The organism is Dysosmobacter sp. Marseille-Q4140, assembly GCA_018228705.1.
GTDB lineage: Bacteria > Bacillota > Clostridia > Oscillospirales > Oscillospiraceae > Oscillibacter.
In genome coordinates, this window is record CP073694.1 from 2,671,180 (window position 1) to 2,689,892 (window position 18,713).

The window sequence follows — 18,713 nt, forward strand, 5'->3', positions numbered from 1 at the left end:
GGGGGTATAATAGCCTCATTCTTTATTCTTAACATTTGACAGGAGGAGGTCCTGCTATGGAGACCAGACGGAGGTCTGTGGCGCCCTTTTACGCCGTGGCGGCGCTGTGGCTGGCCTGGGGCGTGCTGGCGCCGCTGTACGAGCCGCTGCACTATGTCCTGGCGGCAGCGGCGTCGGCGGCGGTATTCGTGATCGTCAGCGCCCTGTGCCGCGCCGGCGCCGTGGGACAGCAGGCGGAGCGGAAGGCGGAGCCGAAAAAAGAGGCAGAGCCCTCCACCGGCAACGCGGAGCTGGACAAGATGCTCAAAGACGGATCGCTGGCTATCGCGGAGATGAAGCGTCTGGACGACAACATCGCCGACCCCGGCATCTCCGCCGACATCGTCCGGCTGGAGCAGGTGTCCCAGAAGATCTTCGACGAGGTGAAGCGGGATCCGAAGAAGCTGCCCCAGATCCGTAAGTTCATGGACTACTACCTGCCCACCACCCTCAAGCTCCTCAACGCCTACGACCGCATGAGCGGCGCCGGCGTGTCGGGGGAGAACATCGACACCACGCTTTCAAAGGTGGAGGGCATGATGCGGACCATCGTGGCCGCCTTTGAAAAGCAGCTGGACAGCCTGTACGGCGCCGAGGCCCTGGACATCTCCACGGACATCACCGTCCTGGAGAACATGATGGCCCGGGAGGGCCTGACGGACCAGCCCCTCAAGGCCCAGAGCAGCCCCGGGGACGACCCGGACATCAAGCTGGAACTGTAAGCACGCAAGATTTGACCGCCAGAAGGAACGGAGGAAATGACCATGACGGAAGATAAGAACCTGATCCCGGAGCTGACCTTGGAGCCCACCCAGGCCGCCGCGGCGGAAGAGGTGCCCCAGCTGACATTGGACCCCAGCGCCCCCGCCGCGCCCCAGGCGCAGGCGGAACCCGAAAAGCCCGCCGCGGAGCCGGTGCAGCTGGACGACCGGCTGCTCAGCGACGCGGAGAAGCAGGCGGTGGAGGAGTTCGCCAAGAAGATCGACATCACCGACTCCAACATGATTTTGCAGTACGGCGCCGCCGCCCAGAAGAACGTGGCGGGCTTTTCCGAAAACGCCCTGAACTCCGTCCGTACCAAGGACCTGGGCGAGGTGGGAAAGTCCCTCAGCGAGCTGGTGGTGGAGCTGAAGGGCTTCGGCGAGGAAGAGGAGAAGAAGGGCCTCTTCGGCCTGTTCAAAAAGACCGGCAGCAAAATCGAGGCCATGAAGGCCCAGTACGCCAAGGTGGAGTCCAATGTGGACAAGATCGCCCGGGAGCTGGAGCAGCACCAGGTGACGCTGTTGAAGGACGTGGCCATGCTGGACCAGATGTACGAGCTGAACCTCAAGTACTACAAGGAGCTGACCATGTATATCCTGGCCGGCAAGAAGAAGCTGGAGCAGGTCCGCGCCCAGGAGCTGCCCGCCCTGAAGGCCAAGGCGGAGCAGACCGGCGCCCAGGAGGACGCCCAGGCCTACAATGACCTTGCCCAGATGTGCGAGCGGTTTGAAAAGAAGCTCCACGACCTGGAGCTGACGCGGATCATCTCCGTCCAGATGGGTCCCCAGACCAGGCTGATCCAGAACAACGACACGCTGATGGTGGAGAAGATCCAGTCCTCCCTGGTGAACACCATTCCCCTGTGGAAGAGCCAGATGGTGCTGGCCCTGGGTCTGGAGCACAGCCGCCAGGCCACGGCCGCCCAGAGCGCCGTGACGGAGATGACCAACGAACTGCTGAAAAAGAACGCCGACATGCTGAAGATGGGCACCGTGGCCACCGCCAAGGAGGCCGAGCGCAGCATCGTGGACATCGAGACCCTCCAGCACACCAACCAGCAGCTGATCTCCACCCTGGACGAGGTGCTGAACATCCAGAAGGAGGGTGCCGCCAAGCGCAAGGCCGCCGAGGCGGAGCTGGGCCGGATCGAGGGCGAGTTGAAGCAGAAGCTGATGGAACTGCGGGGATAAGGATATCCGGAATGCCCGGTCGGCCCGGCTTCGGGGATCCCCGCCGGGGCTCGGCGGGTCCGGTGGGGAGAGGCGGATTTCGAGGGGGAGCGGGCTCTCTCCCGACCTTCCCCACTACCGCGTCAGAACAAGCTGCGCTTTGTTTGGCCCCGCCTGTTCTTCCTCTCCCCGCCAAAGCCTCTTCGCGGTTTTGGCGTGGGTCCCGTTGCCGGTTACCGGTTTGCGCGTCCCCCGGATGCGCGGGCCGGGGGATGTTCGCCGGGTCGCAGCGTGAAGAAACTATGCCGGTGGCATAGTTTTAGCGGAGACCGCAGCGGCTGTGCCGCGAGGAGACGCAGTTCGTGCCCCGGCGAAAATGATTGGAAATGCTGCTTTCGCCGGAGGCGAAAGCACCGGGAAAAACCACGGGCTTTTCCCCGGTCCCTTTTCTGGCTGCGGGGAACCGGTGGCTCTCCCTGGCCCCTTCTACGAGAAGGTCCGCAGTCTTTTTCACTGAATCCATAGAAGAGGATCATTGCCTATGAAATTTTTCCAGAAACGAGGCGTGGCCGCCATCGTCATGGTGCTGGCCATCGTGGCAGGCGCGGCGCTGGGACAGCTGCGCGAGCCCGACAGCTCCGACGCGCCCTCCACTGCCATCGTGGGCACCTATACGTATACGTACGACAACGCCGGGGTGCTCACCGACGAGACCATGGAGCACATGGACGCCATGAACGCCTCTCTCTTCGCCCAGACCGGCGCCCAGATCCTGACCGTGACGGTGGACACCACCGGCGGGCAGGACATTATGGACTACGCCCTGGACCTGGGCAACACCTACGGCGTGGGCTCCGCTGAGCGGAACAACGGCGTGGTGATGGTTCTGGCTCTGGAGAACATCTCCCAGAGCGGCCTGGTGGGCGATTACTGCGTGGTGGTGGGCGACGGCCTGGGCAGCCACGTGGACGATTTCACCGCCATGCAGTCCTACTATCTGGAGAGCGACTTTGCCGCCGGAGACTACGACGCCGGCGTCCTGGCCGCCTTCGACGCCTTCATCGCCTGGTTCGCCGACTTCTACGGCGTGGACATCCGGGAGGGCTACATCCCCGCCGTGCCGGAGACGTACACCAGCGGCACCTACTACACCGAGAGCACCGGCTACTTCGCCCCCACCTTCGGGGCCGTGCTGGTGGACCTGCTGGGCGTGATGGTGGTGCTGTTCGTGGTGTGGGTGATCCTGGACGGCGTCCGCTACAACCGCTACCGTCGGCGGTATCTGCTGCCGGGCATGGGGCGGCCCACGGTGCTGTACTATCCCATCTTCTGGGGACGGCCCCGGCGGCCTCGTCCCCCCAGACCGCCCAGATCTCCCCGGCCTCCCAGACCGCCCGGATCTCCGCCCCCCGGCGGCCCCGGCGGCTTTGGCGGCGGAGGCTTCTTCGGCGGGGGCCTTGGCTCCGGCGGACCCTTAGGCGGCAGCCGCGGGGGAGGCAGCTTCGGCGGGAGCCGGGGCGGGTCCTTCGGCGGCGGCAGCTTCGGAGGCGGCTTCGGCGGCAGCCGGGGCGGCTTCGGAGGCGGGTCCTTCCGGGGCGGTTTCGGCGGCAGCCGCGGGGGCGGCGGCTTCCGGGGCGGCGGCCGGAGATAAATACGCAGAGAGCGGCGCGGCCACTTGGCCGCGCCGCTCTTTCAATCTTCCTCCGCCAGGTCCAGCCCCAGATAGATGAGGTCCGGCATGGGTGCGCCGTTGTAGGACTCGATCTCCCGGAAGCCCAGCTTCTTATATAGGCGGATGGCCCCCGCCAGGAAGGGGAAGGTGTCCAGCACCATCCGCCGGCAGCCCATGGACCGGGCATCCGCGATCAGGCGGCGGACCGTCCGCTCCGCCAGTCCCTGCCCCCGGAAGGCGGGGCGGATGTAGAGCCGCTTGAGCTCCCACAGGCCGCCCTCCAGAGGCCGGATGGCCCCGGTGCCCACGGCTTCTCCAGTCTCCGTCACCAGCAGGTACAGCCGCCCGTCCGGCGGGCCGTATTTGTCGGAGAGGTGGCTGAGCTCCTGGTCATAGTTCTGTAATTGCAGGTACGACTCAAAGGCGGGCTTCTCCGCCAGCAGCATGTCCGTGTACTCCCGGAACAGCGGGCCCACCGCCTCCGGGTGGGCGCAGCCGTCGAGAAATTGGATGTCCACGTCTCGCCGCCTCCTTTTTTCCAGCGTGCCCGGCGGGCGCCGGGCGTTTTTCCCAGTATACCACGCCGCCGTGCCGCCGTCCACCGCCCGGGGCGGCGGAGAAAAAAGTTTTTGCCGGAGGGAACGATCCGCGCCCCTCCGGCGTGTTTACAGTGAAAGCGCTTTTCAAACCCCAGGAAAGGAGCGGACCCATGACGGAACAGGAGAGGTTCCTCCGGCGGGCCATGGAGGCCCACGGCGGCGCCGTGTACCGGCTGGCCCTGTGCCGGACCCAGTCGGTGCCGGACGCGGAGGACGTGTATCAGGACGTGTTTTTGCGCCTGCTGAACCAGCGGGACGGCCCGGCGTGGGAGCCGGAGCATCTGAAGGCCTGGCTGCTGCGGACGGCGCTGAACCGCTGCGCGGACCTGCACCGGCTGCGCCTGCGGCGGCCGGTGGTGCCGCTGGAGGAAGTGTCGGAGACCGCCGCCGCGGAGGACGGAGCGGCGGAGCTGTGGGAGGCGGTGGGGCGGCTGCCGGAGAAGCTGCGCACGCCGGTGCACCTCTATTACGCCGAAGGCTACACCGCCGGGGAGATCGCCGCCCTGCTGGGCGTCCCGGCGGCCACGGTCCGCACCCGGCTCCACCGGGCGCGGCAAAAACTGAAGGACATGCTGGGAGGTTGTGACGATGGAGAACCGATATCAGAAGATGACAGACCATATCCGTCCGCCGGAGGAACTTGACCGGCGGGTGCTGGCCGCGGCCCGGGACGCGGCCGCGCCACAGCGGACCCGGCGCTCGGCCCGCCGGTGGGTCCGGGCGGCCGTGTGCGCCGCCTGTGCCCTGGCGCTGGTGCTGGGCACCTGGCGTCTTTCCCCCGGAGCAGAGAGTGAAACGGATGGCGCGGCTCTGCCCGCCTTCTCCTTCGGCCTGACGGCCTACGCCGCCGACACCGGGGAGTATGCTCCCTCCAATGCCAACGGCGCCCTGGCCTTCCGCACCGGCGGTGAGGGCGGCTGGACCGAGAGCGGTGGCTATTACACCGGCTGTATGTTCCAGGTGACGGGAGAGGACATCGCCTCCGTCTCCCTTTCCATCGACCGGGGCGGGCTGTACCGCTGCCGGCTGCGCACGGACCTGACGGAGGCGGAGATCGCCCAGGCGCGCCGGGCTATGGAGGAGGGCACCCTGGCCGCCGCTGCCATCACCCAGGAAGCGGACGGCAGCTGGTCCATGCCGGAGATCACCAGCCCGGAGACCTCCGTCACGGAGGACTACGACCCGGAGACCAGCTACGGCTTCTGGGTCCCGGGAGTGGACGCGGAGCGCTGGCAGGAGGACATGAGAGAGGCGTCCCACGAGAGCATCGACTGCCTGGACGGCGCCCGGCTGACGGTCTGCGTCACCTTCTCCGACGGCAGCACCCAGAGCAAGACGTACACCCTCTCCACCGGCAGGCTCCGGTACGCGCCGGACGGGGATGGCCCCGGCGGGACCCTGCTGCCCCAGCTGGCCGGGGACGACGAGTCCTACGTCTACGGCGTCTACGCCGAGTCTGAGAGCGAGGGGCGCTATTTCCTCTGGCCGGTCCCGGGGGCCAGCACCATCAGCCTCTCCAACCCCTACGGGGCAGGGGAGAACGGCACCTTCCACGCCGGCATCGACATTCCCGCCCCGGCGGGCACGGCCGTCCTGGCGGCGGCGGACGGCACTGTGGCGGAGATCGGCTTTGACAGCGAGCGGGGCAACTACATCGTCCTGGACCACGGCGGCGGACTGACCACCCTCTACGGCCAGTGCCGGGAGATCGCGGAGGGACTGACGGAGGGCGATGCCGTCTCCGCCGGGGAGACCGTCGCCGTCCTGGGCGCCACCGGCATGGCCACCGGCGCCCACCTCCACTTTGAGGTCCGCCTGGACGGGGGGCCCCAGGACCCGGTGGCCTACTTCGACAGCGCCGTCCGGGATACCCTGCGCATGGGCTGACCGGCCGCAAACAGAAAAGACCGCCCCTGGGGCGGTCTTTTTTGCGGTTCAATAAATTTTGTGAAAATGAAAATTTAATCTTGACTTTAATAAAATTAAAATTTATATTAATTTTATGAAAGGGGCGTGAGCAGATGGCAACTATGCCGGTGTGGATGGCGGAGCTGGAGGACGAGGATGTGACCTTCATCAAGAAGTTTCTCCTCTCCTCCGGATCGCTGAAGGAGGTGGCGGCGCTGTACGGCGTCAGCTACCCCACGGTACGGCTGCGGCTGGACCGGCTGATCCAGAAGATCCAGCTGACGGAGAGCGCTGAGGCGGATCCCTATGTGTCGCTGGTGAAGCGGCTGGCGGTGGACGACAAGCTGGATTTCGACACCGCCAAGCTCCTGATCACCGAATACCGCAGGACAAAGGAGGAACATTGACATGGCGATTGCATCGAGGTTTCTGGCCGTGGCGCTGATCGTATTTCTGGTGCTGATCGTGGGCGGTGTGGCGCTGCAGATCTTTCTGTCCCGGAGAAAGAGCAAATGGCTGGGATTGATCCTGCCGCTGCTGACGTTTTTGTACGCCCTGGCGCTGACGCTGAACGTCACATCCATCGACGGCGCCTTCCCCTGGGGGGCGCTCCTGGCTGCCTTCCTGCTGGGGAACATCCCCACGCTGGTGCTGCTGGCCATCTACTGGGCGGTCCGGGAGAAGTTCCGGGTGCGGGACCAGATCGACAAAATGAACATTGACGACCTGTAAGAGACAAAAAAGACCGCCGGAAGGCGGTTTTTTTTCACGGGTCCTCCTGGGGGCGGGTCCGGGGAAGGTTCCAGCGGAAGTGGGCGGAGAGCAGGCGGATCAGCAGCACCGCCGCGGTGCCGCCCAGGGTGGCGGGGACCTCGCCCCACACCCGCCACAGCCCCACGCACACCAGGGCCCCCGCCAGGGAGGCGGAGGCGTACACATGCTTGACGAAGATGTAGGGCGTCTGTCCGGCCAGCACGTCCCGCAGCACGCCGCCGCCCACGCCGGTGACCACGCCCACGAACACCAGCAAAAACAGCGTGGGGCTGCCGGTACTGCCGTAGGCGATGCGGATGCCCACCACGGTGAAGATGCCAAGGCCCGCGGAGTCCAGGATCAGCATGGACAGGTCGTACAGCCGCTGGTCCCACATCAGCACCCGCCGGATGCCCGGCAGAAACAGAACCAGCGAGGCGCCCAGGGCCACCAGGGCATAGATGGGATCCTGAAAGGTGGCGGGCGGGGTGTTGCCCAGGATCACGTCCCGGATGACGCCGCCGCCCACGGCGGTGGTCAGGCCCAGGGTGCACACGCCGAAGAGGTCCATGCCCCGTTTCAGCCCCGTAATGGCACCGGAGGCGGCGAAGGCCAGCGTCCCCGCCAGCTCCAGGATCAGGAAAAACAGTTCCATCGGCGCCGCCTCACACTTCTCCGCCCCGGACCATCTCCATGAAGGCGGCGGCCGCGGCGGTGGGGGAGACGTCCTGCAGGGTGCACATGTCCACGCTGCGGGCGGGAATGTCGAAGTCTACCTGCAAAAGCCGGATGTCCCCGGCCTCCAGGTCCTTTTTCACGAATTCCAGGGTCACGCCCGCCACACCCAGGCCGATCCGGGCCAGGGTCACCAGCAGCTGCCGGGAGCTCAGCTCGATCTCCGGCGTCAGCGTCACGCCGGCCTTTAAAAATTCCTGCTCCAGAAACACCCGGCTGCTGGCCTTGCGCTCCAGAAGGATCAGGGGGAACGATGCGATCTCCTGGCGGGTGTGGACGTGGTCGAAGTCGCACTCATACTCCCGGCCCGCCACAAAGGCGGTGTGGGTGGCAAAGCACGGCCATGTGACAAGCCCTGGGTCCGCCGGGGAGGAGGCGAAGGCGATGTCCACCGCCCCGGACCGCAGCAGGGCCAGCACCTTGGCGCTGCGGCCGCTGACGATCTTCAGCCGGATGCCGGGGTGGAGCCGGTGGAAGGCCTCCAGATACGGCGTGAGAAACTGGCCGGTGACGGTGTCGCTGGCGCCGATGACCAGCGAGCCCAGCAGCAGCTGCTGGGCCTGGGAGAGCTTGTCCTCGCCGGTGGCGATAAGCCCCAGGGCGCTGCGGACATACTGATAGAGCAGCTGCCCCTCCCCGGTCAGCGTCACGCCCCGGGGACTGCGGGCGAACAGCCGGGCCTGGAGGGCCGTCTCCAGCTGCTTGACGGACTGGCTCACCGCCGACTGGGAGATATACAGGTTCCGGGCCGCCACGGAGATGTTGCCGGTTTCGGCCACCTCTTTGAACACCCGGTACAGTTCCAGCTTCACCGCCATACTGCCGCCTCCTGTTTTCGTAAAATCAGTGTTGCTTATCATAGGCAGACCCATTATAAGCAAGCCCCGGCAGAAAGGCAAGTCCTCCGCCGGGGAAAAATTCCCCCGGACGGCTTTGCAACCGCCGGCATTTTTGGTATACTCTATAAAATCAGCAAACGATCACAGGGGAGGCGCGTATATGGAGATCCACATTCTGGCGGTAGGCGACGTGGTGGGGGAGCCGGGCCTGCGGCACCTGGAGCGGCACCTGCGGCCCTTGCAGAAACTCAAGGACATCGCCTTCACCGTGGTCAACGGGGAGAACGCCTCCGGCGTGGGGCTGACGCCGGACCAGGCCTGCCGGATCTACGACGCCGGCGCCGACGCGGTGACCCTGGGCAACCACACCTTTGGGAAGATGCAGATTCGGGACTTCCTGGAGGACACGCCCTGGCTGCTGCGGCCCGCCAACTACACCGGCCGGGCCCCGGGCCGGGGCTGCGGGATCTTTGAGCGGAACGGCTTTTCCGTCCGGGTCGTCAACCTCATCGGCCGCTGCGACCTCCACTGGGGGGGAGAGAACCCCTTCACCACCGCCGATGCCCTGCTCAAGCGGGGAACGGCGGAGGTGACGCTGGTGGACTTCCACGCTGAGGCCACCAGCGAGAAGCTGGCCATGGGCTACTACCTGGACGGCCGGGTGTCCGCCCTGTGGGGCACCCACACCCACGTGCCCACCGCCGACGAGCGGGTGTACCCCAAGGGCACCGGCTACATCACGGACCTGGGCATGACCGGGCCGGTGGAGTCGGTGCTGGGGGTGGAGCCCTGGCAGTCGGTGGAGCATTTCTTGGGGGGCCTGCCGGGCCGCTACCGCAGCCCCGAGGGGCCCTGCAAGCTGCAGGGCGCCGTATTCACCGTGGATACCGCTACGGGCCTTTGCACCGCCGTGGAGCGGGTGGACGTCCGGTAAATTGGGAGAATTACAACATAAGAAAGAGGAAATGCAGTATGTCAATCCAGAAAGTGAGAGCGTATTTTGAGACCCTGGGCATCGCGGACCGTATCCGGGAGTTTACCGTGTCCTCCGCCACGGTGGAGCTGGCGGCGGTGGCCGTGGGCGTGGAGGGCGCCCGCATTGCCAAGAGCCTGAGCTTCAAGGTGGACGACCACCCCATCATCATCGTGGTGGCCGGGGACGCCAAGGTGGACAACAGCCGCTACAAGGCCCAGTTCCACACCAAGGCCAAGATGCTGACCTTTGAGGAGGCCCACACCCTCATCGGCCACGACGTGGGCGGCGTGTGCCCCTTCGCCCTGCCGGAGGACGTGCAGGTGTACCTGGACGTGTCCTTAAAGCGCTTTGAGACCGTGTTCCCCGCCGCCGGCAGCGACAACAGTGCCGTGGAGATGACCTGCGAGGAGCTGGAGCGGTACGCCTCCAACTTCGTGGCCTGGGTGGACGTGTGCAAGGCCTGGCGTCCGGAGGAGCAGAACTGACGGGAGGCGGACCATGCTGACATTCATCCATGCCGCCGACTTCCACCTGGACAGCGCCTTCGGCGCCCTGGACCAGCGGCGCTCCGCCGCCCGCCGGCGGGAGAGCCGAGAGACGGCGCTGCGCCTTTCCAACTATGTGAACAGCCAGGGTGTGGACCTGGTGCTGCTGGCCGGGGACCTGTTCGACAGCGCCGCGGCCTTCCGGGAGACCGGGGAGCAGCTCTCGGCGGCCCTGGGGCAGATGGAGGCGCAGGTGTTCATCGCTCCCGGCAACCACGACTGGTACGGCCCCGGCAGTCCCTGGCGCACCGTGGACTGGCCGGAGAACGTGCATATCTTCTCGGAAAACGCCCTGACCGCCGTGGAGCTGCCGGAGTGGAACCTGGTGGTCCACGGGGCGGCCTTCACGGGTCCCGAGCAGGCGGAGAGCGCGCTCCGGGGCTTTACCGCCCCCGACGACGGCAAAGTCCACATCGGACTGCTCCACGGGGAGGTCGAGGCGCCGGAGGACCGGTACGGCCCCCTGCGCAAGGCGGACATCGCCGCCAGCGGCCTTGCCTACCTGGCCCTGGGCCACGTCCACCGGCGGACCGAGCCGGTGCGCATCGGCGGCACGGTCTGCGCCTGGCCCGGCTGCATCGAGGGCCGGGGCTTCGACGAGCTGGGGGAGAAGGGGTTCTACCGGGGCACCCTGGACGAGAGCGGCCGGGTGGCGCTGACCTTCGTGCCCTTTGCCCGGCGGCGGTATGAGATCCTGGAGGTGGACGTCACCGGAAAGGACCCCCGCGCCGCGGTGGAGGCGGCGCTGGGCGCGGACACCGCCCGGGACCTGTACCGCATCGTCCTCACCGGCGAGACCGGGGAGGGCGGCGCCGGAGCGGCGGCGCTGGAGGAGGCCCTGGCAGACCGGTTCTACGCCCTGGAGGTCCGGGACCGGACCCGCATGGCCGAGGACCTGTGGGCCCGGGCGGAGGAGGACTCCCTGCGGGGGTTGTTCCTGCGGCAGCTGCGGCTGAGACGGGACGGAGCAAAGACGGAGGAGGAGCGCCGGGCGGCGGAGCAGGCGGCCCGGTTCGGCCTGGCGGCCCTGGACCACAGGGAGATCGGATAAGGAGCGGAGGACTGCCATGAAACGGATCTTGCTGATCGGCACCGGCGGCACCATCGCCTCCGAGGTCACGGACAGCGGCCTGATGCCGGAGCTGACCACGGAGCAGCTTCTGGCCCACCTGCCGGCGGTGTCGGACATCTGCGATGTGGAGTGCTTGCAGCTGCTGAACCTGGACAGCACCAACATCACCCCGGCCCACTGGCTGGAGATGGCCCGGTGTGTCCGGGACCACTACGACGATTACGACGGCTTCGTCCTGACCCACGGCACCGACACCATGGCCTATACGGCGGCGGGCCTGAGCTACCTCATCCAGGGCAGCCCCAAGCCCATCGTCCTCACCGGCGCCCAGAAGCCCATCGGCTTTGACTCCACCGACTCCAAGGTGAACCTGACCGACGCCTTGCGCTGCGCGGCGGAGGACCTGCCGGGCGTCGCCATCGTCTTTGACGGCAAGGTCATCCCCGGCACCCGGGCCAAAAAGACCCGGTCCAAGAGCTTCCAGGCCTTCTCCAGCATCAACTTCCCCTATCTGGGGGTCCTGCGGGACGGGGTGCTGTTGCGCTATATCCGCCCGGAATGCGCCGGGGCACCGGTGTTTTACGACCGGCTGGATACCGCCGTGGCCCTTTTGAAGCTGCTGCCGGGCATGGACCGCGCGGCGGCGGACTTTTTGCTGGAGCGGAACCACGCCCTCATCATCGAGAGCTTCGGCGTGGGGGGCCTTCCTGAGCACGGCGGGTTCTACGAGTGCGTCCGGGACTGGATGGACCGGGGGCGGATCATCGTGGGGACCACCCAGGTGGAAAACGAGGGCAGCGACCTGGGGGTGTACCACGTGGGCCACGCCCTCAAGCGGCGGCTGGGAGTGCTGGAGGCCTACGACATGACCTGCGAGGCCGTGGCGGCCAAGCTCATGTGGATCCTGGGCCGGACCCGGGACCGGACGGAGGTGGAGCGGCTGTTCTACACCCCGGTGGCGAGAGACATCCTCTGGCCGGCGGAGTGAGAGACTTGCCGGAGACCCTCCGGGGGCCGGGAGCTTCCCGGTGGATGCACCCCCCATTTCCTTTTCGTCTTGCCGAAAAGGAAACGGGCCGTGCACGGTCCAAAGTAAAAGACGCTGAGACGAACAGGAGGACCATCCGGTCCTCCTGTTCGTAATTGCGGGGGTCGTGCGAATCGGTCTTCCGGCGGCGCGGGCCCCGTCGTCCCTGCGCCGGAACCCATTCCGTGAAGAGCTGCGACCCCGCATAACCACTGCGGCGGAGGGACGGGGAGGAGGACCGGATCGGCGTATTTCTGCTCCCGCGCCTTCCGCTTCGCTAGGCGCTGCCCGGGCAGACGCTGTTGGCTTTCTCTTTTGTCCGTAGGGGCGGATCCTGTATCCGCCTGCCACCCGGCCCTCCTGACAATCGCTCTGGCAGCGCCCAGCGAAGCGGAAGGCGCGGAGATAGAAGTACAGGCAAATCCGATGACCACCCCGTCCGCGCTCCGCACCATCGGATGCGGAGGTGCAGTTCTTCACGGGATCGCCCGCGGCGCAAGGCCGACGGGGCGCCCGACACCCGCCGCACCGATTCGCACGACCCCCGTACTTCGGCTAAACGCCCCCCCGGGGCGTTTTGCCGCCGGCGGTTTTCTCTTCCACCGGGCGCGGCGCATTCTCTTTTGGCAAGACAAAAGAGAATGGGGGGCGTATCCCCGCAGGGGCGACCCCTGCACTGGCAGGACCCTGCCGGCCCCGGCAAAAAACCACCACAACTGCCCTTCAAAAAGCCGCCAAAACAGGCAGAATGTCCCCTTGACAGGGACACACCGACGTGGTATAGTGTCCTCGAATTTGAAAAAAGGCATCGAAAAGGACGCTGACCGGGAAAGACAGCAGAGAGGAGCCGCCATTGGCTGCAAGCGGCTCTTGCCGATTACCGGACCCCAGCCACCGCCTTGGAGCCGCCCACCGATATGTAGGCTGGGACGGGACCTCCCGTTACAGAGGACACGAGCGGCGCTCCTTTGGGAGCGCAAGCAGGGTGGAACCGTGGAATACGTTTGTTCGTATCTCACCCCTGATTTTTCGTCAGGGGTGGGATTTTTTTCACCCCTCGGACAAGGAGGAAACATCATGAGCGAGGAAAACATCTACACCTTTGAAAACCCCGAATACCGGAAAACCTACTGGCACACCTGCTCCCACGTGCTGGCCCAGGCCGTCAAGCGGCTGTGGCCGGAGGTGAAGCTGGCCATCGGCCCCTCCATCGACGAGGGCTTCTACTACGACCTGGACTCCCCCTTCGCCTTCACGCCGGAGCACATGGCCCAGATCGAGGCCGAGATGCGCAAGATCTGCAAGGAGAAGCTGAAGCTGGAGCGGTTCGAGCTGCCCCGGGAGGAGGCCGTCAAGTTCATGGAGGAGAAGGGCGAGCCCTACAAGGTGGAGCTCATCAACGACCTGCCGGCCGACGCCCACATCTCCTTCTACAAGCAGGGCGAGTTCACCGATCTGTGCGCCGGTCCCCACCTGGACTCCACCGGCCGCATCAAGGGCAACGCCATCAAGCTCACCGCCTGCAACGCCGCCTATTGGCGGGGCGACTCCAACCGTCAGACCCTGCAGCGGATCTACGGCATCGCCTTCCCCAAGAAGGATGAGCTGGACGCCTACCTCCAGCGCATCGAGGAGGCCAAGAAGCGGGACCACCGGAAGCTGGGCAAGGAGCTGGGATTGTTTATGCTGCGGGACGAGGGCCCCGGCTTCCCCTTCTTCCTGCCCAAGGGCATGGTGCTCAAGAACACCCTGATCGACTACTGGCGCCAGGTCCACAAGAAGTACGGCTATGTGGAGATCTCCACCCCCATCATCCTCAACCGCAAGCTGTGGGAGCGCTCCGGCCACTGGGACCACTATAAGCAGAACATGTACACCACCGTCATCGACGACGAGGACTATGCCATCAAGCCCATGAACTGCCCCGGCGGCATGCTGGTCTACGCCAGCGAGCCCCACTCCTACCGGGACCTGCCCCTGCGGGTGGGCGAGCTGGGCCTGGTGCACCGCCATGAGCTCTCCGGCGCCCTCCACGGACTGTTCCGCGTCCGCTGCTTCACCCAGGACGACGCCCATGTTTTCATGACCCGGGAGCAGATGAAGGACGTGATCCAGGAGACCGTGCGCCTGTTCGACGAGGTGTACTCCACCTTCGGCCTGAGCTACAGCATCGAGCTCTCCACCATGCCTGAGGACCACATCGGCACCGTGGAGGAGTGGGAGCGCAACCAGGATATCCTGAAAAACGCCATCACCGAGATGGGCAAGACCTTCGTCATCAACGAGGGCGACGGCGCCTTCTACGGCCCCAAGCTGGACTTCCATCTGGCCGACTCCCTGGGCCGGACCTGGCAGTGCGGCACCATCCAGCTGGACAGCCAGCTGCCGGAGCGCTTCGAGCTGGAGTACACCGGCGAGGACGGCCAGAAGCACCGCCCCGTCATGATCCACCGTGTGGTGCTGGGCTCCATCGAGCGGTTCATCGGCGTCATCACCGAGCACTTCGCCGGCGCTTTCCCCGCCTGGCTGGCACCTGTCCAGGTGAAGGTCCTGCCCGTCACCGACCGGGCGGAGGCGTACGCCAAGGAAGTGGCCGCCCAGTTGGATGCCGCCGGCTTCCGGGTGGAAGTGGACGGCCGCAATGAGAAGATCGGCAAGAAGATCCGGGAGGCCACCCTGGAGAAGATCCCCTATATGCTGGTGGTAGGCGACCGGGACATGGAGGACAAGACCGTCTCCGTGCGTTTGCGCTCCGGCGAGGACCAGGGCGCCATGAGCCTGGACGCCTTCAAGGCCCAGCTTCAAGAGGTCGTGGACAACAAGACCATCCTGTGATCAGGATCTGACCTGCGCGTGATCGGAAAAGACCGCCTAAACGGGCGGTCTTTTCTGTATGGAGGAAGAATGGCCGCTGACGACGGACATTAGTCCTGCTGAAATAGACAAAAGCGGAAGTAAGTTTACGCAAGAAAACTGGATGCTTTTCTGAAAATCATTTCCTCCGCCGCGAAGGCGTTGCCACGGCCGCGGCGGGGGAGTATACTCATACAAGAGAAACGATACCCGCCGGGGCCTGTCCCAAAAGGACGGAGGCGCCCGGGGGAAAGGAGGAACCGGCCATGAGCCAAGAATTCAAGAAAGTTCTGGTAGCCAACCGGGGCGAGATCGCCATGCGGATCTTCCGGGCCTGCCACGACCTGGGGCTCCAGACCATCGCCATCTACTCCAACGAGGACATGTACAGCGTGTTCCGCACCGCCGCCGACGAGTCCTATCTGATCGGCAAGAACCTCAGCCCCCTGGGGGCCTATCTGGACATTCCCCGGATCATCGCCCTGGCCAAGAAGCACGGGGCCGACGCCATCCACCCCGGCTACGGCTTTTTGTCGGAGAACGGCGACTTCGCCCGGGCCTGTGAGGAGGCCGGCATCAAGTTCATCGGTCCCTCTTCCCGCGTGCTGGACCTGATGGGCGACAAGCTCTCCGCCAAGCAGATCGCCGTGGAGTGCGGCGTGCCCACCACCCCGGGCACCACCGAGCCCCTCCAGAGCCGCCAGGCCGCTCAGAAGCTGGCTATGGAGTTCGGCTTCCCCGTGATTTTGAAGGCAGCCGCCGGCGGCGGCGGCCGGGGCATGCGCCGGTGCGACACCGTGGAGGAAGTGGGCGTCAACTTCGACCTGGTGAAGGCCGAGGCCAAGAAGGCCTTCGGCAACGACGACATCTTCATGGAGAAGTTCCTGGTGGAGCCCAAGCACATCGAGGTCCAGGTCCTGGGCGACGAGCAGGGCAACGTGGTGCACCTGTTCGAGCGGGACTGCTCCCTCCAGCGCCGCTACCAGAAGGTGGTGGAGTTCACCCCCGCCTTCTCTGTGGACAAGAAGATCCGCCAGGCCCTGTACGAGGACGCGGTGAAGATCGCCAAGCACGTGGGCTATGTCAACGCCGGCACCCTGGAGTTCCTGGTGGACAAGGAGGGCCATCACTACTTCATTGAGATGAATCCCCGGATCCAGGTGGAGCACACCGTCACCGAGATGGTCACCGGCGTGGACCTGGTCCGTTCCCAGATCCTCATTGCCGAAGGCTGCCCCCTCAGCGATCCCCGCATCGGCATCAAGAAGCAGAGCGACCTCCACGTCAACGGCTACGCCATCCAGTGCCGCGTGACCACCGAGGACCCGGCCAACAACTTCGCCCCCGACACCGGCCGCATCACGGCCTACCGCTCCGCCGGCGGCTTCGGCATCCGCCTGGACGGCGGCAACGCCTACACCGGCGCGGTGATCTCTCCCTACTACGACTCCCTGCTGGTGAAGATCACCACCTGGGACAACACCTTCGAGGGCGTGTGCCGCAAGGCCGCCCGGGCTATCAACGAGGTCCACGTCCGGGGCGTCAAGACCAACATCGCCTTCATCACCAACATTCTCAAGAACCCGGCCTTCATTGCCGGCCAGTGCCATACCAAGTTCATCGACGAGACGCCGGAGCTGTTCCAGCTGGACGAGAGCCAGGACCGCGCCACCAAGATGCTCAAGTATATCGGCAACATCGTGGTCAAGGAGCAGGGCGAGCACAAGCTCTATGACGAGTGCCGCTTCCCGCCGGTGACGGGCAACCGGCCCGACGGGCTCAAGCAGATGCTGGACGCCAAGGGCCCCAAGGCCGTGGCCGACTGGGTGAAGGACCAGAAGAAGCTGCTGATCTGCGACACCACCTGCCGCGACGCCCACCAGTCCCTGCTGGCCACCCGGGTCCGCAGCCGCGACATCCTCAAGGGCATGGAGGGCACCAGCGAGATCCTGGCGGACGCCTTCTCCCTGGAGTGCTGGGGCGGCGCCACCTTCGACGTGGCCTACCGCTTCCTCCACGAGTCCCCCTGGGAGCGGCTGGACATGATCCGGGAGAAGGCCCCCAACCTGCTGCTGCAGATGCTGCTGCGGGGTGCCAACGCCGTGGGCTACACCAACTATCCCGACAACGTCATCCGGGAGTTCATCAAGGAGGCCGCCCGCTCCGGCATCGACGTGTTCCGGATCTTCGACTCCCTGAACTGGATCCCCGGCATGGAAGTGGCCATGGATGAGGTCCTCAAGCAGGATAAGATCTGCCAGGCCACCATCTGCTACACCGGCGACATCCTGGATCCCAAGCGGGACAAGTACCCCCTGAAATACTACGTGGATCTGGCCAAGGAGCTGGAGAAGCGGGGCGCCCACATGCTGGCCATCAAGGATATGTCCGGCGTGCTCAAGCCCTATGCCGCCAAGAAGCTGGTCTCCACCCTCAAGCAGGAGATCGGCATCCCCATCCAGCTCCACACCCACGACACCTCCGGCAACCAGGTGGCCGCCTATCTGCTGGCGGCGGAGGCCGGCGTGGACGTGGTGGACTGCGCCATCTCCTCCATGGCCGGCATGACCAGCCAGCCCTCTCTCAACGCCGTGGTGGCGGCCCTCCAGGGCACCGAGCGGGACACGGGCCTGGATCTGGACCGGCTGCAGCTGCTGACCGACTACTGGGAGGACGTGCGCAAGCGCTACGACTCCTTTGAGGGCGGCCTCACCTGCAACAACGCCGACATCTACCGCTATGAGATCCCCGGCGGCCAGTACACCAACCTCAAGCCCCAGGTGGAGTCCCTGGGCCTGGGCAGCCGCTTCATGGAGGTCAAGGAGAATTACCGCAAGGTCAACGAGATGCTGGGCGACATCGTGAAGGTGACGCCCTCTTCCAAGATGGTGGGCGACCTGGCCATCTTCATGACCCAGAACCATCTGACGCCGGAGAACATCGTGGAGAAGGGCGAGGGCCTGGCCTTCCCGGACAGCGCCGTCAGCTACTTCTCCGGCATGATGGGCCAGCCCGCCGGCGGCTTCCCCAAGGATCTCCAGCGGGTGGTCCTCAAGGGCAAGTCGGCCATCACCTGCCGGCCCGGCGAGCTGCTGCCGCCGGTGGACTTCGAGGCCAAGAAGCGGGAGATGGCCTCCTTCGACCCCGATCCCACCTGGCGGGCCGTGCTGAGCTACTGCCTGTATCCCAAGGTGGTGGAGGACTTCGTCAAGAACCAGAAGGAGTACGGCTATATCATGCGGCTGGGCAGCCACGTGTTCTTCCACGGCCTGGCCGTGGGTGAGACCAACAAGGTCAACATCGCCGACGGCAAGACCCTGGTCATCAAGTACCTGGGCCTGGGCGAGGTGGACAAGGAGGGCATGCGCACCGTCAGCTTCGAGCTCAACGGCATCCGGCGGGATGTGCAGGTGCCCGACGAGGCGGCCCAGAAGAACATCGTCAAGGTCCCCATGGCGGACCCCGAGGACAAGAGCCAGGTGGGCGCCTCCATCCCCGGCGCGGTCAGCAAGATCAGCGTCAAGGTGGGCGACACCGTGGAGAAGAACCAGACCCTCATCACCATCGAGGCCATGAAGATGGAGACCGCCATCACCGCCCGCATGGGCGGCGTGGTGGATAGTATTTTGATCCACGAGGGCGACACCGTCAAGGGCGGCCAGCTGCTGCTGACCATCCGCTGAGGATAGCCTGCCGGGGCCGGTTCCTTCTTTGGGAGGGAGCCGGCCCCTCCGCATTTCTGCCGGAGGGGAGCGGATTTGCAG

16 protein-coding genes are annotated in these 18,713 nt (G+C 65.6%); 13 read left to right on the forward strand and 3 right to left on the reverse strand.

Annotated features, from left to right (window positions below):
* The first annotated feature begins 56 nt into the window (after window positions 1–56).
* From KFE19_13175 to KFE19_13185, 3 genes are all read left to right on the forward strand, one after another.
* Window positions 57–761: a 5-bromo-4-chloroindolyl phosphate hydrolysis family protein gene (locus tag KFE19_13175; GenBank protein ID QUO37327.1), complete on the forward strand. Its 705-nt coding sequence runs from the start codon at window positions 57–59 to the stop codon at window positions 759–761.
* 42 nt (window positions 762–803) lie between these two features.
* Window positions 804–1,991 (forward strand): toxic anion resistance protein, encoded by a 1,188-nt coding sequence (locus KFE19_13180; GenBank protein ID QUO37328.1) that lies wholly within the window; start codon window positions 804–806, stop codon window positions 1,989–1,991.
* A 520-nt stretch (window positions 1,992–2,511) separates the two neighbouring features.
* Window positions 2,512–3,621 carry a TPM domain-containing protein gene (locus KFE19_13185; GenBank protein QUO37329.1) on the forward strand — a complete coding sequence of 370 codons (1,110 nt, stop codon included), beginning with the start codon at window positions 2,512–2,514 and terminating at the stop codon, window positions 3,619–3,621.
* Between the two features lie 41 nt (window positions 3,622–3,662).
* On the opposite strand, the gene KFE19_13190 is transcribed toward KFE19_13185, so the two are convergent.
* Entirely contained in the window at window positions 3,663–4,088 is a 426-nt protein-coding gene (locus KFE19_13190; protein ID QUO39631.1) for a GNAT family N-acetyltransferase, read from the reverse strand.
* Window positions 4,089–4,351: 263 nt separating this feature from the next.
* Here KFE19_13190 and KFE19_13195 point away from each other — a divergent pair, with 263 nt between their 5' ends.
* The 4 genes from KFE19_13195 (at window position 4,352) to KFE19_13210 (ending at window position 6,881) form a co-directional block, all read left to right on the forward strand.
* Window positions 4,352–4,885, forward strand: coding sequence for an RNA polymerase sigma factor (locus KFE19_13195; GenBank protein QUO37330.1), 534 nt, complete (start codon window positions 4,352–4,354; stop codon window positions 4,883–4,885).
* Window positions 4,830–6,128, forward strand: a complete 1,299-nt coding sequence (locus KFE19_13200; GenBank protein ID QUO37331.1) for a M23 family metallopeptidase — start codon at window positions 4,830–4,832, stop codon at window positions 6,126–6,128. The genes KFE19_13195 and KFE19_13200 overlap by 56 nt, the downstream gene beginning before the upstream one ends.
* 134 nt (window positions 6,129–6,262) lie before the next feature.
* Window positions 6,263–6,556, forward strand: coding sequence for a DUF2089 family protein (locus KFE19_13205; protein QUO37332.1), 294 nt, complete (start codon window positions 6,263–6,265; stop codon window positions 6,554–6,556).
* Between the two features lies 1 nt (window position 6,557).
* Window positions 6,558–6,881, forward strand: coding sequence for a hypothetical protein (locus KFE19_13210; protein ID QUO37333.1), 324 nt, complete (start codon window positions 6,558–6,560; stop codon window positions 6,879–6,881).
* 34 nt (window positions 6,882–6,915) lie between these two features.
* Here the strand turns inward: KFE19_13210 and KFE19_13215 are convergent, their stop codons facing one another.
* Window positions 6,916–7,557, reverse strand: coding sequence for a TRIC cation channel family protein (locus KFE19_13215; protein ID QUO37334.1), 642 nt, complete (start codon window positions 7,555–7,557; stop codon window positions 6,916–6,918).
* A gap of 10 nt (window positions 7,558–7,567) precedes the next feature.
* Window positions 7,568–8,455, reverse strand: a complete 888-nt coding sequence (locus KFE19_13220) for a LysR family transcriptional regulator (GenBank protein QUO37335.1) — start codon at window positions 8,453–8,455, stop codon at window positions 7,568–7,570.
* Between the two features lie 181 nt (window positions 8,456–8,636).
* Between KFE19_13220 and KFE19_13225 the strand changes: the two genes are divergently transcribed.
* From KFE19_13225 to KFE19_13250, 6 genes are all read left to right on the forward strand, one after another.
* On the forward strand, window positions 8,637–9,410 hold the full coding sequence (locus tag KFE19_13225; protein ID QUO37336.1) for a YmdB family metallophosphoesterase: 774 nt from the start codon (window positions 8,637–8,639) through the stop codon (window positions 9,408–9,410).
* A gap of 38 nt (window positions 9,411–9,448) precedes the next feature.
* Window positions 9,449–9,937: a YbaK/EbsC family protein gene (locus KFE19_13230; GenBank protein ID QUO37337.1), complete on the forward strand. Its 489-nt coding sequence runs from the start codon at window positions 9,449–9,451 to the stop codon at window positions 9,935–9,937.
* A gap of 13 nt (window positions 9,938–9,950) precedes the next feature.
* Window positions 9,951–11,048, forward strand: a complete 1,098-nt coding sequence (locus tag KFE19_13235; GenBank protein ID QUO37338.1) for a DNA repair exonuclease — start codon at window positions 9,951–9,953, stop codon at window positions 11,046–11,048.
* Between the two features lie 16 nt (window positions 11,049–11,064).
* Window positions 11,065–12,057 (forward strand): asparaginase, encoded by a 993-nt coding sequence (locus tag KFE19_13240; protein ID QUO37339.1) that lies wholly within the window; start codon window positions 11,065–11,067, stop codon window positions 12,055–12,057.
* 1,116 nt (window positions 12,058–13,173) lie between these two features.
* Window positions 13,174–14,931, forward strand: coding sequence for a threonine--tRNA ligase (thrS, locus tag KFE19_13245; GenBank protein ID QUO37340.1), 1,758 nt, complete (start codon window positions 13,174–13,176; stop codon window positions 14,929–14,931).
* Between the two features lie 284 nt (window positions 14,932–15,215).
* Window positions 15,216–18,632, forward strand: coding sequence for a pyruvate carboxylase (locus KFE19_13250; protein QUO37341.1), 3,417 nt, complete (start codon window positions 15,216–15,218; stop codon window positions 18,630–18,632).
* The last annotated feature ends 81 nt before the right edge of the window (window positions 18,633–18,713 follow it).

Excerpts from the sequence above, each read along its gene's own strand:
- KFE19_13175 (QUO37327.1), top strand. The coding sequence starts at position 57 with ATGGAGACCAGACGGAGGTCTGTGGCGCCCTTTTACGCCGTGGCGGCG.
- KFE19_13180 (QUO37328.1), top strand. The coding sequence starts at position 804 with ATGACGGAAGATAAGAACCTGATCCCGGAGCTGACCTTGGAGCCCACC.
- KFE19_13185 (QUO37329.1), top strand. The coding sequence starts at position 2,512 with ATGAAATTTTTCCAGAAACGAGGCGTGGCCGCCATCGTCATGGTGCTG.
- KFE19_13190 (QUO39631.1), bottom strand. The coding sequence starts at position 4,088 with ATGCTGCTGGCGGAGAAGCCCGCCTTTGAGTCGTACCTGCAATTACAG.
- KFE19_13195 (QUO37330.1), top strand. The coding sequence starts at position 4,352 with ATGACGGAACAGGAGAGGTTCCTCCGGCGGGCCATGGAGGCCCACGGC.
- KFE19_13200 (QUO37331.1), top strand. The coding sequence starts at position 4,830 with ATGGAGAACCGATATCAGAAGATGACAGACCATATCCGTCCGCCGGAG.
- KFE19_13205 (QUO37332.1), top strand. The coding sequence starts at position 6,263 with ATGGCAACTATGCCGGTGTGGATGGCGGAGCTGGAGGACGAGGATGTG.
- KFE19_13210 (QUO37333.1), top strand. The coding sequence starts at position 6,558 with ATGGCGATTGCATCGAGGTTTCTGGCCGTGGCGCTGATCGTATTTCTG.
- KFE19_13215 (QUO37334.1), bottom strand. The coding sequence starts at position 7,557 with ATGGAACTGTTTTTCCTGATCCTGGAGCTGGCGGGGACGCTGGCCTTC.
- KFE19_13220 (QUO37335.1), bottom strand. The coding sequence starts at position 8,455 with ATGGCGGTGAAGCTGGAACTGTACCGGGTGTTCAAAGAGGTGGCCGAA.
- KFE19_13225 (QUO37336.1), top strand. The coding sequence starts at position 8,637 with ATGGAGATCCACATTCTGGCGGTAGGCGACGTGGTGGGGGAGCCGGGC.
- KFE19_13230 (QUO37337.1), top strand. The coding sequence starts at position 9,449 with ATGTCAATCCAGAAAGTGAGAGCGTATTTTGAGACCCTGGGCATCGCG.
- KFE19_13235 (QUO37338.1), top strand. The coding sequence starts at position 9,951 with ATGCTGACATTCATCCATGCCGCCGACTTCCACCTGGACAGCGCCTTC.
- KFE19_13240 (QUO37339.1), top strand. The coding sequence starts at position 11,065 with ATGAAACGGATCTTGCTGATCGGCACCGGCGGCACCATCGCCTCCGAG.
- thrS (QUO37340.1), top strand. The coding sequence starts at position 13,174 with ATGAGCGAGGAAAACATCTACACCTTTGAAAACCCCGAATACCGGAAA.
- KFE19_13250 (QUO37341.1), top strand. The coding sequence starts at position 15,216 with ATGAGCCAAGAATTCAAGAAAGTTCTGGTAGCCAACCGGGGCGAGATC.